The following is a 14,883-nucleotide window of genomic DNA, read 5'->3' as shown; positions in this document are numbered from 1 at the left end:
TCAAGACGTCGATATTGTTTTATTTAGCGCGCTGTTACGCATCGTCACATTTTATTGTGGGCTCAGCTCGCAAAAATAAACAGAAGTAGCAAGGTGATGGCAATTAGGCTAATCGCTGCCGTTAGCAGCCAACTTATGCCTGCACTAAGCTCGGAGCGCTTTTCTCGGGCGCCGGGCCTGGCATCGTCGTTAGTGTAGAGCTTTAGCTGGCTTTGCCCGAGGCGAATTTCGTCGCCGCTACGCAGTTCCGACTGGCTGCGTCGCACGCCGTTTATTAGCAGCGGGCGTTGGCGGCTCAGTGTTTCAATGTAATAACCTGTTTCGCTTAACCTGAGTCTCGCATGTTCGCGCGATATACTGGCATCGTCAATTTGAATGTCGGCAGCGGCTGAGCGGCCAATTAACCAGTTTTTTTTGTCGGCATCGAGCTTAACCTCGTAGGCAGCTGCGCTCGGGTTGTGAACGAGTAGTTTCGCGGCCGTCACCGGTTGCAGATAGATGGTGGCATCTTGCTCGTAGGCGACCTTCGGCGAAGGGCGAGTGAGCATAGCTGTTGCATCGCAGTTACCGGACTCGGGGCTGGTCAAGCGAAAGCGCTGAGTTTCAAAGCACAGTTCGTCGCCAATACTGACGGCGGTTATATCGCGGATCCGGCGACCGTTGACAAAAGTACCATTGGCGGAGTTCAGGTCTTCAACTAAGACCCCCCGCTCGGAGATGCTCAGCTTGGCGTGGTAGCGGCTGATCAGTGGCGAGTCCAGCAGTACTTTGCACTCGACCTCTCGGCCGACAAGGGTTTCACTGCCGAGCTCAAAGCGTGAGCCGTCTTTGGTGGAGATAAGGCACAGCGGTTGGACTTGAGTTTTTTCTTGTTTGGGGCTGCTGGTGTTCACGCTAAATTTGCTTGCTTGGGCTCTTTTAAAAGCATAGACATTTGCGACCAGATCGAAAGCCCAGGCAGTGAGGCTGGCTCACAGCGTTCGGCGGTGCTTTTTCCTCGGCCGTGCGTGGGCTATAATGCCGCGCCTTTTCTGCCGCCGAAGTGCTAAAGCCGGGCAGAATAGCTGTAGTCAGTTCAGTATAGAAAGCTGCGGAAGTATAGATAGATGCCCATATACGAATATCAGTGCAAAGCGTGTTCTCACGAATTTGAAGCTTTGCAAAAAATCAGTGATAAAGCGCTGGTTGACTGCCCGAAGTGCGCCAAGCCCGAGCTGCGTAAAAAAGTCAGCGCCGCGGGTTTTCGCCTAAAGGGCGGTGGTTGGTATGAGACCGACTTTAAGTCGGGCAAGAAAAAAAATCTTGCCGGTGACGCCGGTAAACCCAAGAGCTCGGGTGAAAGTAAATCAGCCTAAGACACTGATTTACGCAAACTAATTAACTTTATTTTTATTGGAATATCAGCATGCGCAGTGTATACGGCGGAACCTTAACCAAAGCCAATCTCGATCAGGAAGTCACCCTTTGCGGTTGGGTGGACCGCCGCCGAGATCACGGCGGTGTGATCTTTATCGACCTTCGCGATCGTGAAGGCATTGTTCAGGTGGTATTCGATCCGGATGCAGCCGACAAATTTGCCCTGGCTGATAAAGTGCGCTCTGAGTACGTGCTGCAGGTTAAAGGTAAGGTCCGTGCGCGCAGCGAAGCGACGGTTAACCCGAATATGAAGACCGGTGAGATCGAAGTTTACGGTCTCGACCTCGAGATTCTGAATGCCGCTGAAACTGTTCCGTTCCAGCTCGATGGCCACACCAATGTCGGTGAAGAAGTTCGCCTGAAGTATCGCTACCTCGATCTGCGTCGTCAGGCCATGCAGGACAACTTGCGTCTGCGTTCCAAGGTGACTAACGCGATTCGCAACTACCTCGACGATAACGGCTTTCTCGATATCGAAACCCCGATTTTGACCCGTGCGACCCCTGAAGGTGCCCGCGACTACCTCGTGCCTTCGCGCACGCACGAAGGTCAGTTCTTTGCTCTGCCTCAGTCGCCTCAGCTGTTTAAACAGCTGCTGATGGTCAGTGGTTTTGATCGTTATTACCAAATCGCCAAGTGTTTCCGCGACGAAGATCTGCGTGCAGACCGTCAGCCAGAATTCACCCAGATCGACCTCGAAACCAGCTTTATGGACGAAGAGCAGATCATGAGCGTGACCGAAGGCATGATCACCAAGCTGTTTAGCGAAATCAAAGGCATTGAGCTCGGCGAGTTCCCGCGCATGCCTTACGCCGAAGCGATGGAAAAATACGGTTCTGACAAGCCCGACCTGCGTATTCCGCTGGAGATGGTTGAAGTTAAAGACCTGCTCAAAGACGTTGAATTCAAAGTATTCGCCGCGCCTGCGAACGATCCCAAGTGCCGCGTAACCGCGATGAACGTGCCCAACGGTGCCTCTATTCCGCGTAAGAAAGTCGACGCTTACACCAAGTTTGTTAGCGAGTACGGCGCGAAAGGTCTGGCTTACATCAAGATCAACGATATCGACGATCTCGAAAACGGCCTGCAGAGCCCAATTGTTAAGTTCCTGCCGCTCGACGTGGTTAAGTCCATCCTCGAGCGCGTAGGCGCCAAAACTGGTGACCTCGTATTCTTCGGCGCTGACAGCCATAAAGTGGTTAGCGACGCTCTCGGCGCACTGCGCTGCAAACTCGGCGAAGACCTCGACCTGTACACCTGTGAGTGGGCGCCTCTGTGGGTTGTCGACTTCCCGATGTTTGAAGAGATCGATGGCGGTGCCTTCACTGCGCTGCACCATCCGTTCACCGCGCCTTCATGCTCGCCTGAAGAGCTGGCTGCTAACCCGGGCACTGCCCTGAGCCGCGCTTACGACATGGTACTGAACGGTACTGAGCTTGGCGGTGGTTCTGTTCGTATTCACGATCAAGCCATGCAGGAGACTGTATTCGGTATTCTTGGCATTGAAAAAGAGGAGCAAGAAGAGAAGTTTGGCTTCCTGCTAGACGCTCTGAAGTACGGTGCACCTCCGCACGGTGGTCTGGCCTTCGGTCTCGATCGCCTGATCATGTTGATGACTGGCGCCGAAAGCATCCGTGACGTGATTGCCTTCCCTAAAACCCAGACGGCGGCTTGTGTAATGACCGACGCCCCGGGTGTTGTCGACACCAAGCAGTTAAACGAGTTGAATATTCGTTTGAAGGCAAAAGCTAAGCCTGAAGAGAAGAAAGAAGGCTAAGCGCAGCCCCTTCTTCGTTCTTACTGGAAATCCCCGGCCTTGGCTGGGGATTTTTGTATCCGAGGTGCGTAGTGGGTGCTTCACATTCCGCATCAGAGAGAAGGCAAGGTGAATCCATCCCTGGAGACTTAGCCGCCGCATCCCTGCGGCGGATACCCGCTTAACCTTGCCTTCTCTCTGGTGCTACCTAGTGTGCAATTCTCTTTGCGTAACAACCCCTTAAGGCGACGCACTCGAGTAGCAACTGGCTAAATCCCCATATTCGACAGCGTCACCATCACCCGGTTGATGCTATCGGTCAGTTGAGGGTGCTCAGTTTCAAACTTCTCGAGCATTTTTGGAAGATCACGCAAGTCGTGCTGTTCGGGAATTTCGTCGGGGTGCTGCAATTCGTAGTTCAAGTCATCAATCAGGTGATCGATTTTATCTTGTACGTGTTGCTCAGCCGCTTGCAGGCAGGCGAGTTCTTCTTGAAGCTGTTTAAGCTGGCGACCGAGTTCTTCAATATGCATGTGCTGCCTCGACTGGTGTATCTGTAGTAAGTCTAGAACAGGCTCAGAAAGACGAGCGACGGCATGGCCTGTAAGCGTCTTCAGCTTAGCACGGCGCTGGTGGGCAAAACAGTGAGTTGTGTGGGCTGCTTGTCGGAGAGGGGGTTTTAGGCCGGTTGATAAAATAAGCTGTTGTCGGATAGTTGCTTGCGCGCGGAGGCTTTGACTAACTTCTTGGCTTCACATGCACACGAGCCACATACGGTGCCCACGCCCAGGCTCTCGCGCACGGAGCGAAAGCAGCCATTGCTCTGTTCGGCGGCGCTTTTGATTTGGCTGTCGGTGACAGCTTTGCAGAGGCAGACGTACATAAAGAAGAAGTTAGCTCAAGTAATAATGCGAATGATTCTTGGTTAGTTTAGGTTTTGTCTGTGCTGTAGTCAAGAGTAATTCTCATTTGGTTTCGCGTTGTGACTTAGGTCAAACTTGGTCGACTTAGAGTGATCGACGGCGGCTGACTTGTCTGATGGAGGTTTAAGGTGTCGAGTGTAAACAATGTATTTGATGTGTTGGGTGATGGCAGCGAGGAGGTTGCAGGTACGCTGCTTAAAACAGAGGCTTTTACACTGGAGCGTATCGTCTCTTATGGGCAGTCGAGCCCGGAGGGCTTCTGGTATGAACAGGAGCGCGATGAGTGGGTGTGCTTGCTGCGCGGCAGTGCGCGCTTAGTATTTGCTGATGGCAGGCAGTTAGAGCTGGCAGCGGGGGACTACCTGCATATCGCCGCGGCTTGCCGGCATCGGGTAGAGAACTGCAGTAGCGATGCTCACTGGTTGGCTCTGCATTATTGTGATGCCAAAGCTTAAGGTTTAAGCATTATTCAGCATGTAACGTGATTTTTGGGCTTTTTGCCTGTTACATCTAGTTAGCCCGGCGCACGCAATTGCTGCTGGCGTGCAGCAAAAACATGATCCAGGGCGCTGAGCTCTAGCTCCGGTTCTAACAGTGCCAAGGCGTGCCTGACACATTCTAAGCTTGAGAGCGCATTGGCAATGCTGGTTTTTCTTTCGTAGTTAGAGTCGATACCGCACAGCTCGTAGCGCGGCAGAGTGTGCAGCCACGGGTTTAGTTGCCACATTTTATAGGCCTTGCGCCAGGTCGCATCAATTAGCAATAAACGAAGTGGCGCCTGCTGTTGGCTCGAATGAGTCAGCGCGCTAAGTGGAGCTGCGCTGTCGCCAGGGTATAACAAGGCGGTGTTTGCAGCGCTGCCAAGCTCGTTTTGCAGGGTTTTAAAATCATCGGCGTTTTCCCCCGGCCAAATGCGCAACTGCTGTTTAAGGCAGAGTTTTAACAGGCGCACGCTGTTTTTGGCAGCTTTTGCTTCTCGTGGGTGCTGTAAGACGTCGATTTGGGTACGGCATACAACCGGGTGCACGGCTGCGCAGAGGCAGTTTGTTAACGGGTAGGCGCATGTGGGGCAATGGCGGCGGCTCATGGGGCTTCGGCTGTTCGTACTTGGGTAATGGTGGATGAGTATAAAAACATTGATCTGGCACTGGGGGCAAAACTTGTCTAAGTGCATGCGCATGTGTATCGTTACGCCCTCAATTTTAGGGGGCAAAGCGCCAGTCCTGCTAGCTTTGGCTGTAGAGCGCTCAGTTACAACAAGACCCTAGTTGCTATCTTATCTTTGTGGTTATTGCCGTCGGTGCCAGCTGCCGGCGGTCGGCCTCTATTGTGGGGCACATATAGCTGGCTGCAGATGCTGCAGGCATACAAGTGGAGGAAGTCCAAACATGCGAGTAATTTTGTTGGGTGCGCCAGGCGCAGGTAAAGGAACTCAGGCTAAATTTATTATGGAAGAGTTCGGTATACCTCAGATTTCCACAGGCGATATGCTGCGCGCTGCGGTGAAGGCGGGCAGCCCTCTGGGCTTAAAAGTTAAAGATATAATGAGCAGTGGCGGCCTGGTCAGCGACGATATCATTATTGATTTAGTCAAAGAGCGCATCACTCAAGATGATTGCCAGAACGGTTTTTTGTTTGACGGCTTCCCGCGCACCATTCCTCAGGCCGAAGCACTGCAAGCTTCCGGCGTAGAAATTGAGCATATTCTCGATATCAATGTTGAAGACGAAGAAATCGTCAAACGCCTTAGCGGTCGCCGTGTACACGAAAGCTCCGGCCGCGTGTATCACGTTGTGTACAACCCGCCAAAAGACGAGGGCGTTGACGATGAAACTGGCGAGCCGCTGATTCAGCGCGACGACGACAAAGAAGAAACCGTGCGCAAGCGCCTGGCGGTATATCACGATCAGACCGAGCCATTGGTTGAGTTTTACAGCAAACTCTCTGCTGAGGGGGCAAGCTGCCAGTACCACCGCGTTGAAGGTGTCGGTGCACTCGACGATATCAAACAGGCCGCGTTTGCTGCGCTGCGCTCCTAATTCAGTCAGGATTTAGGTGATGGACCAGACGCTACTCGCTATCGATAGCTCGTCACAGGGCTGCTCCGTTGCCTTAAATTATCGCGGTCAGCGTATAGCGTTGGCCAGCGATGAGCCGCGATCTCACGCGCGCTCGTTACTTCCCCTTATCGACCAGCTATTAAGCCAGGCTGGTATTGAGCTTCAGCAGCTCGATGCCATCGCGCTGGTGCACGGCCCAGGTTCCTTTACTGGAATTCGCATCGCCCTGAGTGTGGCTCAGGGCCTTGCCTACGGTGCTAACTTGCCGCTGATTGGCGTCAGTTCTCTGCGCTGTCTGGCTGAACGGGCTCTGCCATTAGCGAGTGAACCCTGCACGCTTGTCTGTGCCATCGATGCGCGCATGCAAGAGCTGTACTGGGCGGCGTTTCACTTTGATGGCAAGCAGATCAAACCCGCCGGTTCTGAAGGCGTGATGGGCTATGCCGAGTTTAATCACGCGCTGCGCCAGTTTGACACTGAACTTGTCGGCGTGGGCTCGGGTTTTAAATTAGATGAACTAGAGCTTGAGCGTTTCCACTGCTTTCATCAGAATATAGAGCCGAGCGCCGAAGCGGTGCTTGAGGTGCTCAGTAAAGAAGCTAGCCTCGATAAACTCAAAGTTGCGGCTGATAAGCTTGAGCCCCTTTATCTTCGCAACGAAGTTGCCTGGCAAAAACGCCAGCGTATTCGCAGCGAGGCCCCTTTACTCTAGCTGTAGACTCCCGCATATGGATATCGTTCATGCGCTGGTCCTGGCGCTTATTCAGGGCATTACCGAGTTTTTACCTATTTCTAGTTCTGGTCACCTGATTTTACCCAAAGAGGTACTCGGCTGGCCGGATCAGGGTTTGGCTTTTGATGTCGCTGTGCACGTCGGCACCCTAAGTGCGGTTGTGCTGTATTTTCACAAAGATCTTGCCGCCTTGCTTAAAGGTGGCGTGCAGAGCTTAACGGGTAACTTTAGCGACCCCTACGCTCACCTTGCGTGGATGCTGGTTGCGGCAACGGTACCGGCCGGGCTTGCCGGTTTATTGTTTAACGATTTTATAGAAGCGAACTTGCGTTCGGCTGCGGTTATCGCCGCGACGACCATCATTTTTGCTTTGCTGCTGGCTTATGCCGATAAAAAAGCGTCGTTTAATAAAGAGCTATTTGATATTGGCTTAAAAGCGGCGCTGATTATTGGTTGTGCTCAGGCCCTGGCCTTGGTGCCCGGTACTTCGCGCTCGGGCATTACCATTACCGCGGCGCTGCTACTGGGTTTTAATCGCGAATCCGCGGCGAAGTTTTCGTTTTTTATGTCGGTGCCTATTATCGTGCTTTCCGGTGCTTTTAAAGGGCTGGAGTTGCTAGATGGTCACGATGTTGACTGGGCGGCGATTGCGGTAGGAGTAGTGGTATCGGCCATCAGCGCCTATCTTTGTATTCACTACTTTCTAAGTTTTATTAACCGTATCGGCATGATGCCTTTTGTCTGGTATCGATTAGCTTTAGGTGCGGTGCTTATTGCGATGATGGTGTTTTAATGACTGTGAACTCGACAACCGATATCGACGGCCTGCTCGGTTTTATCAACGCTTCTCCGAGCCCCTACCACGCGGCTGAAAACCTGGCGCAGATGATGGAAAGCGAAGGTTTTTTGCGCCTCGACGAAAAACAAACCTGGCAGCTTAAAAAGGGGGGGCGTTATTTTTACACGCGCTCCGATGCGAGTTTTGTTGCTTTTATTGTTGGTCAGGATATGGCTGAGCGAGGTTTGCGCCTGCTGGGAGCTCACACCGATAGCCCCTGTTTAAAGGTCAAACCGAGCCCTGAGTTAAATAACAAAGGTTATAGTCGCCTCGGCATTGAAGTGTACGGCGGTGCTTTATTAAACCCGTGGTTTGACCGGGACTTGAGCCTTGCGGGCAAAGTTTCTGGCGTGGATGAAGACGGCAAGCTGGTGTCGGCGCTGATCAATTTTGAAAAAGCCATTGCGACCATTCCGAGCCTGGCTATTCATCTGAACCGAGAGGCCAATAAAAATAAGAGCGTCAACGCGCAAAAAGAAATGAATGCACTGTTGTCGGGTTTGCGCGAGGACTTTAGTTTTCGAGACCTGCTGCTGGCTGAAGTGAAGGTTGAACACCCCGAGCTCAACTTTGTCGAGGTGCTCGATTTTAATCTTAGTTTTTACGATGTGCAGGCGCCGGCGACCATTGGTCTTCACGATGAGTTTATTGCCAGTGCCCGCCTCGACAACCTGCTCAGTTGCTGGCTGGCGGCCGATGCAATTCGCCATGCCGGTGTTGAGCAGACGACTGTATTGATGTGTAACGACCACGAAGAAATCGGCTCGCGCACCGAGGCTGGCGCTCAGGGCACGCTGTTGAACGATTTACTTGCGCGCCTTGTGCCCGAAGCGGCGCAGCGCCAACAGCTCGTGCGCAATTCAATGATGCTCAGCATCGACAATAGCCACGGCGTACACCCGAATTACAGTGACAAGCACGATGATAATCACGGCCCGCTGATCAATGCCGGCCCGGTGATTAAGTTTGATGCCGACCAGAGTTACGCCACCAGCAGTGATACAGCGGCCTTTGTGCGTTGGCTGGCAGCGAAAGAGCCGGCGCTCGCACTGCAGAGTTTTGTCACCCGCGCGGATATGCGCTGCGGTTCAACCATTGGCCCACTGACGGCGAGCAACAGCGGTATCAAGGCGGTGGATATCGGCAATGCTCAGTTTGCTATGCACAGTTGTCGCGAGCTCGCCGGGGTCGACGATGCGCATACGATGCGGGCCTTGCTCGATCGTTTTATCGCCTGTGAAAAAATCCCATTTTAGTTTAGCGATTAAAGTTCAAAACCTTTAACAGAGGGCGCTTGCCCTCTGTTAAGTCATTCAGAGCCAGTCGGCGACAACAAAACCCAGTGAATAGCGCTCTGAGCGGTGGTCGTAATTCAGCATGGTCTCACCGTAACCATTAAAATATTTAACATAGGCTTTGACCTTCTCGCCCATCGGTATTGACCAACTCAGCTCGACTGCGCCTTTGTTTTCTCTGCGCAAATTATTGCGCAGCATCATCGACACTGTGTGTTCGCCAAAACGGCGAGCAGTTAAAAATTCAAAGTTGCCGAGATATTGCTCAATATCTGGATTATCGTCTTCATCTTCCGGCTCGGGCAGGCGGTACCAAGGTTTCAGGCTGAACATATAGTTGCGCCAATCGACGGCGGCTTCGGCAAAAATACGGTTCCAGCTGCGCGAGATGCCACCGGCTTGGCCATTGCTCTGGTGTACAAAGCCGCCGCGCAGCCAGCGCAGCTTGGCTGAACCTAGGGCGTAGTCGTTCGGGTGCCACTCCAGCCAGGCTTCGGGTTCGTAATTGGTGTCGCGAAACAAGCGGCTAAAGTCGCTGTTGTAGGCCTGCCAAAATGAGCGTGCGCTGTAGGCAGCTAAAAAACTGAAGTCTTTGCCGTAAATATTGCTCCACAGCGGGAATTTAACGCTGACTTGAAACTGCATTTCGACATCTTGAATCGGAAACTCTTCGAAGCTGTCATAGTGCTCACTGTTGTGATTGGCGTTGTAAGAGAGCGGCAGCACGTAGTTGGGTTTGTGTGCGGTAAGTGAAAATGGATCGTAGAGGCTGGTTTTTTCATCGACGATGCGTTCGGCCATCGTACTTTCTCGCTGCTGAGGCTCGAGCTCATTTACGTCGGTGCAGATGCTGGTTATTTTCTCTGCGCTTAGATGAGCGTGCTCGTCGACAAGGGTTAAAATGCAGTTGTTATAGCTTGCATCAGTTTGCTGCTTATTATTTTGAAACGCACCGGTGTTTTGCGCGTGTGCAGTTAGGCTGAAGTTAAGTAGGGGGATTGCAAAACAAGTGGTGAAAATAGTGCGGTAGCGAAAGCAAAGCATTGGGTTTGAGCCGTAAGGTACAATTAAAGGCTCCAGCCTAGCATTTATCGTTGACACAGAACCAGTGCGCAGCCTGTATCCAGGGCTTAAACTAACGGGTCATCTTTTTGACAAATACCACCACAAACAAGGCCAGTGTAAAGCTGCCAATAAATGCCTCGATAGCGGCAAAGGCGCGGGTAATACCCACCGGGCTGAGATCGCCATAACCCAAGGTTGTGAAGGTGACAACACTAAAATAGAGCATATGTAAAAACTGCTCGAGGTTGTGGCGCAGGCCGGCGCTTGGGCTAATTTTTATCAAGGTATCGCCGTCGTTGACGCCTGCACAAAAATACAACAGGGCAAACGAGAAAATAATAACTAATGAGAACGCGACCACTCGCATGGGCTCTTCACCGTAGCCGCAAAATAAATCGACGATTTTTGAGTAGATGCGCTTTAAACTAAAACGCGGCAGTTGATAGCGGCGTACCACCATTTCACGCTTAAAAAAGTAGCCGGCATTTTCAAACAGGCCCTGGCTTTCCATAGTGCGGCGCAAGTTGCGATAAATTTCTTCGGCCTGTTCAAAAAAGTCTTGCTGCTCGTCGCTGCCAGGCTTGGCGCGCAGCGCCAGTTGCTCTTGGTAAACACTATCGTGCCACTGAACATTGTCTAATTTGGCTCCGTCGAGCATCACCCCGAGTAAATTGCAGTGGCTTAAATTAGCGCGGTTTAAGTTGCTGTGGCTGACATTGGCTTTCATTAGTGAGCTGGAGCTGAGGTCAAGTTGAAACAGGTGGGCGCGATCGAGCTGGCAGCGGTACAGGTCGCAGTGTTGCAACTTAAAGCCTTGGCTGTGGCCGTGGTTCACTAGGTCAATACCACTTAAATTCGCTCGGCGTAAATTAAAGCCAACCATGGCTTTACCGCTGCGTGCGCGTTTTTCTAGGCGCTCAGCCAGATCGCTGTCGGTTTTGGTTTTGCTGCTGTGCCAGTAACACAAGCCGTCGTGTTCGGCGTTGTCATCACAGCGTTCACCATTCGGGCCTTTGTAGTTGCACGGAACTTGAGTCATGAGCCCTCCTATTGCTTCCCGGTGCTTGCCGCGCGGGTCTGAAATAAGTTCGAGCAAAGCTAAGTGTAGACCTTGTTCGGACGGGCTCATTGAGTTTTTGTAAGTGTAGGTTTAAGCGTAAATCAAGCGTGTTAACACACTGCTGTCTTTGTGTTCAAAATCTTTGCCGTAAATAAACAGCGAGGTGATTTGCTGATAACGAAGTTCGTTATCACTTAGCTGCATTTCGATTTCAAAGGCTTTGGTTTGGGCTTTTTCCAGCATAAACGGGCTCTGGGCGATGCCAAAGTCCTGGTTGTCGGCCGAGGCCCGGGCTTTAAATTGCCAGCTTTGGCCCTGTTGTTCTGCGACGCCGCCAGCGAGCAGGGTGACGCCTCTGGGAATGCTCAGCGAGTGCATCAGCAGCGCGGTGGCGGGTTCGTAAATCCAGTGGCCGATTTGCTCGTGAAAGATTTGTCCGTTTTTCTTTTTGCGCACAACGTGGTGATAACGCAAGCTGACCAGCGCCTGTTCTTCGGCATTTTCGGCCGGGCCTGACGGGACAAAGGTCAGTTCGTCACAATAGGGGTTCTCATCGGGGCCATCGCGCTCAGGGGCAATGTCCATGCCTCGCTCGCCGTACCATTTACCTATTAGTGCGGCCAGGGGGCCGTAGTCGATGCCGTTGATCTCGCTCATAGATGCTCCTTCGGGTTAATACTGCATGGCGGGGCTTATGCTACCATGCCGGCCCAAATCGGCCCCGTTTTAACAGTGAAACTCTTATGAATCCTGATCTCGCTCTACATTTTTCTCGTGTTACCGAAGAGGCAGCTCTCGCGGCCTACAAATGGCTCGGTCGCGGTGACAAGCACACCGCTGATGCCGCAGCGGTTGAGACGATGCGGCTGTTGTTAAACCAGGCGCATATGCAAGGTGAGATCGTGATCGGCGAAGGGGAAATTGACGATGCGCCGATGCTGTATATCGGTGAAAAACTCGGTTTAGGCGGTGAGGCAATTGACATTGCCGTCGACCCCATCGACGGCACTCGTATGACGGCCATGGGGCAGAGCGGTGCCGTGGCGGTATTGGCCGCAGCCGACAAAGGTGGGTTGTTAGCCGCGCCCGATATGTATATGGAAAAACTCTGCGCAGGCCCTTCTGGCCGTGGAGTCATTGACCTGAACTTAGACATTGTCAGCAACGTAAAAAATGTAGCGACAGCAGCGGGCAAAGCGCTGCAGGATATGACTTTAATCACGCTTGCCAAGCCCCGGCATCAAGCGCAAATCGACGCTTTGCACAGTCTCGGAGTGCGTGTATTTGCAATACCCGACGGCGATGTGGCGGCGTCGCTGCTGTGCTGCTTTGATCAGAGTGATGTCGACATGATGTATTGCATGGGCGGCGCGCCTGAAGGTGTGATTAGCGCCGCAGCAATGCGTGCGCTTGGCGGCGATATGCAAGCTAGGCTGGTGCCGCGAACGCAGGCCAAAGGCGAAAGTGACGAGACTAGGCGCATAGAGCAGCAAGAGCGTTTACGCTGTGAGGCGATGGGGGTGCAAATCGATAGTGTTTTAGATTTGCAGAGCCTGGTGTCGACCGATCAGGTGGTCTTCTCAATGACTGGCATTACTAAAGGTGAGTTGGTCGACGGTGTGCAGCGCAATGGCGATCTTGCCAGCACCGAGACCCTGGTTGTCAGCGGCGCTTCGGGGACAGTGAGGCAAATTCGCTCGCGCCATCATCTCGAGCGCAAAGCCCGTGAGGTTCAAGCGCTTGTGCGTTAATCAGGCTGTATATGGCCGCAACACTGTTCACTTAATGATGAAACGAGATGGTAGGGGCGAAAAAGCTGCTGCCTCTGATTGATCGCTCGGGTTTGCATTCGCTTCGATGCAATAAAACTCCTAGGCTCTATTTATAGGGTTAAAGCTCGCGTTTGTGTTGCGCGTGGAGGGGCTGTGCCTGGGCAAGTTGTTATTAACAACGTTGTTAAAGACGTTATTGGAAAACAAGCACCGGCGTGCACGCTGGTCTTTGATGTCGGAACCCAGTCCGTCAGGGCGGCGGCCGTTTGCAACAACCGTATTGTCGCAATTGAACAGCACGGCATTGCCCTTCGGCACGGTGAGCGCGGCTCGGGGCGGGTTGAGCAGGATGCCCGGCAAGTTCGAGATGCTCTATTTGCCTGCCTGTACAAAATATCCAAGGTTTATGTGTTTACCCGGGCGGCTTTGGTTTGTCAGCGCTCGAGTGTGCTCGCTTGGCAGCGCGATTCACTGCAGCCCCGAAGCCCGATTCTCAGTTGGATGGATACTCGAGCGGCGGGCTCGCTTGAGCAGCTTAGCGCGGATCAATTATCACAGCTCAAGCAGCGAAGTGGGCTTTGGCCAAATGCGCATTGTGCCGCCCTCAAACTGGCCTTTTTGCAACAGAGCGTGTTGCAAGAGAACCTGTTGCAAGAGAACCTGTTGCAAGAGAACCTGGAACAAGAAGGCCTGCTACAACAAAGCTTGCTACAACAAGGCTTGCTACAAAAAAGGCACCGTGCAGCGGGCGACGATATATTAAGCCCGTTTTGTTTTGGTCCTTTAGCCTGCTGGCTACAATCGCTGTTAACCGATAAACACCAAGATTTTTTCTGTGACGAGAGCCACGCTGCTCGCAGCTTGTTGTGGAATCGCTCAGAGGCAAATTGGGATGTCGAACTTGCCGCTATCTTTAATGTGTCGCTGGCACCGCTGCCGAAGCCACTTCCTGTTCTGCGCAAGTGGGGGCGTATTAAAAATACCGTATCAAGCAATGTCGATGTTAAGCATGCAGCTTCCACGGCGACGACAAAAGCGCCCGTTAATAATATCCGGCCTACAAACAAAGCACCTGAGTTATCCGTTGTGATTGGCGACCAGAACGCGGCTTTTTTTGCTTTGCAGCAGATTTTGCCCGAGTCTCTTCAGCGCGATTCGGCGCTACTTAATTTGGGCACCGGGGCCTTTATTCTAAAAGCATTAACGACGACACAAAAAGCGCACAAGCGTTTACTTCAGACTCTGATCGTCAGCGATAAGGTTCGGCGGTATGAGGCCGAGGAAGCCTGCATTAACGGCTGTGGCAGTGCTTTGGCGCGCTGGCTTGAGTTAAGCGGAGCCTATGACAGCCAGCGGGATTTAATTTGCGATGTTGACGACACACAAGGGGAGGGCGAACTAGATTACTGCTGCTTAAATCAGTGTGGTGGCCTCGCTTCACCTTGGTGGCAGGTCGAGCGTGGCGAGCCGCTGCGCTTTTTTAATCTGCGCGGGGCTGAATTGCCCTGCCAGTGCCCAAGTGCCGAGCTTAGGTTTAGAGCGCAAGCCCTGCTGGAGAGTATTGTTTTTATGTTGCTTTGCAATACTAACTTGATGCAGTTGCAGCGGCTCTATCTCAGCGGAGGTTTGGCGCGAAGCCGCTTTTTAACAGATAGGCTCTGTGTTTTATCCGGCTTGAAAATTTACCTATTAACACAGACAGAACTGTCGGTTTCGGGTGGCGCCGCCCTTGCTGGTGAAACGCTGACAGCAGAGGCGTTAAAGCCCAAGCGACTAAGGCCGGCGCTACATAAGCAATGCCTACAAAAGCAATGCCTACAAAAGGCAGCTATTAATGTGCCGGCTTTGAAACGGCGCTTTGCCTGTTGGCGAGCGTTAATGCGGCGTGAGCTCGGAGCCAGCTGTGAGCTTTAATCCGTTTTTGCCTTTGGCTAGCAGCGTTTGTTGGTTTTTGTCCGTGCCAAA

The 14,883-nt window shown here is 52.5% G+C and carries 16 protein-coding genes; 9 read left to right on the top strand and 7 right to left on the bottom strand.

Annotation, left to right across the window (positions count from 1 at the left end; genetic code table 11):
* Positions 1-62: 62 nt before the first annotated feature.
* A complete protein-coding gene (locus CFK45_RS18600) occupies positions 63-893 on the bottom strand; it encodes an FHA domain-containing protein (protein ID WP_096084834.1) in 831 nt (276 codons plus the stop codon).
* 213 nt (positions 894-1,106) lie between these two features.
* Between CFK45_RS18600 and CFK45_RS02650 the strand changes: the two genes are divergently transcribed.
* The gene (locus tag CFK45_RS02650; protein WP_096084833.1) at positions 1,107-1,355 is read left to right on the top strand and encodes an FmdB family zinc ribbon protein; all 249 of its coding nucleotides are present in this window, start codon (positions 1,107-1,109) and stop codon (positions 1,353-1,355) included.
* Between the two features lie 50 nt (positions 1,356-1,405).
* Positions 1,406-3,193, top strand: coding sequence for an aspartate--tRNA ligase (gene aspS, locus CFK45_RS02645; RefSeq protein WP_096084832.1), 1,788 nt, complete (start codon positions 1,406-1,408; stop codon positions 3,191-3,193).
* 248 nt (positions 3,194-3,441) lie between these two features.
* Here the strand turns inward: aspS and CFK45_RS02640 are convergent, their stop codons facing one another.
* The gene (locus CFK45_RS02640) at positions 3,442-3,705 is read right to left on the bottom strand and encodes a DUF4404 family protein (protein ID WP_096084831.1); all 264 of its coding nucleotides are present in this window, start codon (positions 3,703-3,705) and stop codon (positions 3,442-3,444) included.
* A 146-nt stretch (positions 3,706-3,851) separates the two neighbouring features.
* Positions 3,852-4,055, bottom strand: a complete 204-nt coding sequence (locus CFK45_RS02635) for a (2Fe-2S)-binding protein (protein ID WP_096084830.1) — start codon at positions 4,053-4,055, stop codon at positions 3,852-3,854.
* Between the two features lie 168 nt (positions 4,056-4,223).
* Between CFK45_RS02635 and CFK45_RS02630 the strand changes: the two genes are divergently transcribed.
* Complete coding sequence (locus CFK45_RS02630; RefSeq protein ID WP_204378396.1) at positions 4,224-4,550, top strand: cupin domain-containing protein; 327 nt, start codon at positions 4,224-4,226, stop codon at positions 4,548-4,550.
* A gap of 59 nt (positions 4,551-4,609) precedes the next feature.
* On the opposite strand, the gene CFK45_RS02625 is transcribed toward CFK45_RS02630, so the two are convergent.
* Entirely contained in the window at positions 4,610-5,182 is a 573-nt protein-coding gene (locus CFK45_RS02625; protein WP_158224579.1) for a DTW domain-containing protein, read from the bottom strand.
* Between the two features lie 301 nt (positions 5,183-5,483).
* Here CFK45_RS02625 and adk point away from each other — a divergent pair, with 301 nt between their 5' ends.
* The 4 genes from adk to CFK45_RS02605 are packed head-to-tail and all read left to right on the top strand — an operon-like array spanning position 5,484 to position 8,982.
* The gene (gene adk, locus CFK45_RS02620; RefSeq protein WP_096084828.1) at positions 5,484-6,134 is read left to right on the top strand and encodes an adenylate kinase; all 651 of its coding nucleotides are present in this window, start codon (positions 5,484-5,486) and stop codon (positions 6,132-6,134) included.
* A 19-nt stretch (positions 6,135-6,153) separates the two neighbouring features.
* The gene (gene tsaB / locus CFK45_RS02615) at positions 6,154-6,867 is read left to right on the top strand and encodes a tRNA (adenosine(37)-N6)-threonylcarbamoyltransferase complex dimerization subunit type 1 TsaB (protein WP_096084827.1); all 714 of its coding nucleotides are present in this window, start codon (positions 6,154-6,156) and stop codon (positions 6,865-6,867) included.
* A gap of 16 nt (positions 6,868-6,883) precedes the next feature.
* A complete protein-coding gene (locus tag CFK45_RS02610) occupies positions 6,884-7,681 on the top strand; it encodes an undecaprenyl-diphosphate phosphatase (RefSeq protein WP_096084826.1) in 798 nt (265 codons plus the stop codon).
* The gene (locus CFK45_RS02605; RefSeq protein WP_096084825.1) at positions 7,681-8,982 is read left to right on the top strand and encodes a M18 family aminopeptidase; all 1,302 of its coding nucleotides are present in this window, start codon (positions 7,681-7,683) and stop codon (positions 8,980-8,982) included. Before CFK45_RS02610 ends, CFK45_RS02605 begins: the two co-directional genes overlap by 1 nt.
* A gap of 57 nt (positions 8,983-9,039) precedes the next feature.
* Here the strand turns inward: CFK45_RS02605 and CFK45_RS02600 are convergent, their stop codons facing one another.
* The 3 genes from CFK45_RS02600 to CFK45_RS02590 all read right to left on the bottom strand — a co-directional run bounded on the left by CFK45_RS02600 (position 9,040) and on the right by CFK45_RS02590 (position 11,803).
* Positions 9,040-10,065: a phospholipase A gene (locus CFK45_RS02600; protein ID WP_096084824.1), complete on the bottom strand. Its 1,026-nt coding sequence runs from the start codon at positions 10,063-10,065 to the stop codon at positions 9,040-9,042.
* A 91-nt stretch (positions 10,066-10,156) separates the two neighbouring features.
* Positions 10,157-11,125: an ion channel gene (locus CFK45_RS02595; protein WP_096084907.1), complete on the bottom strand. Its 969-nt coding sequence runs from the start codon at positions 11,123-11,125 to the stop codon at positions 10,157-10,159.
* A gap of 111 nt (positions 11,126-11,236) precedes the next feature.
* Positions 11,237-11,803 carry a heme-binding beta-barrel domain-containing protein gene (locus tag CFK45_RS02590; RefSeq protein ID WP_096084823.1) on the bottom strand — a complete coding sequence of 189 codons (567 nt, stop codon included), beginning with the start codon at positions 11,801-11,803 and terminating at the stop codon, positions 11,237-11,239.
* Positions 11,804-11,889: 86 nt separating this feature from the next.
* Here CFK45_RS02590 and glpX point away from each other — a divergent pair, with 86 nt between their 5' ends.
* Together glpX and CFK45_RS02580 are read left to right on the top strand one after the other, a co-directional pair.
* The gene (gene glpX / locus CFK45_RS02585) at positions 11,890-12,897 is read left to right on the top strand and encodes a class II fructose-bisphosphatase (RefSeq protein WP_096084822.1); all 1,008 of its coding nucleotides are present in this window, start codon (positions 11,890-11,892) and stop codon (positions 12,895-12,897) included.
* A 174-nt stretch (positions 12,898-13,071) separates the two neighbouring features.
* Positions 13,072-14,832, top strand: coding sequence for an FGGY family carbohydrate kinase (locus CFK45_RS02580; protein WP_158224578.1), 1,761 nt, complete (start codon positions 13,072-13,074; stop codon positions 14,830-14,832).
* Positions 14,833-14,883: the final 51 nt, after the last annotated feature.

The sequence above is a fragment of the Agaribacterium haliotis genome (assembly GCF_002312815.1).
GTDB lineage: Bacteria > Pseudomonadota > Gammaproteobacteria > Pseudomonadales > Cellvibrionaceae > Agaribacterium > Agaribacterium haliotis.
The sequence above is the reverse complement of the archived record's forward strand: the minus strand, read 5'-3'. Positions and strand labels throughout refer to the sequence as shown.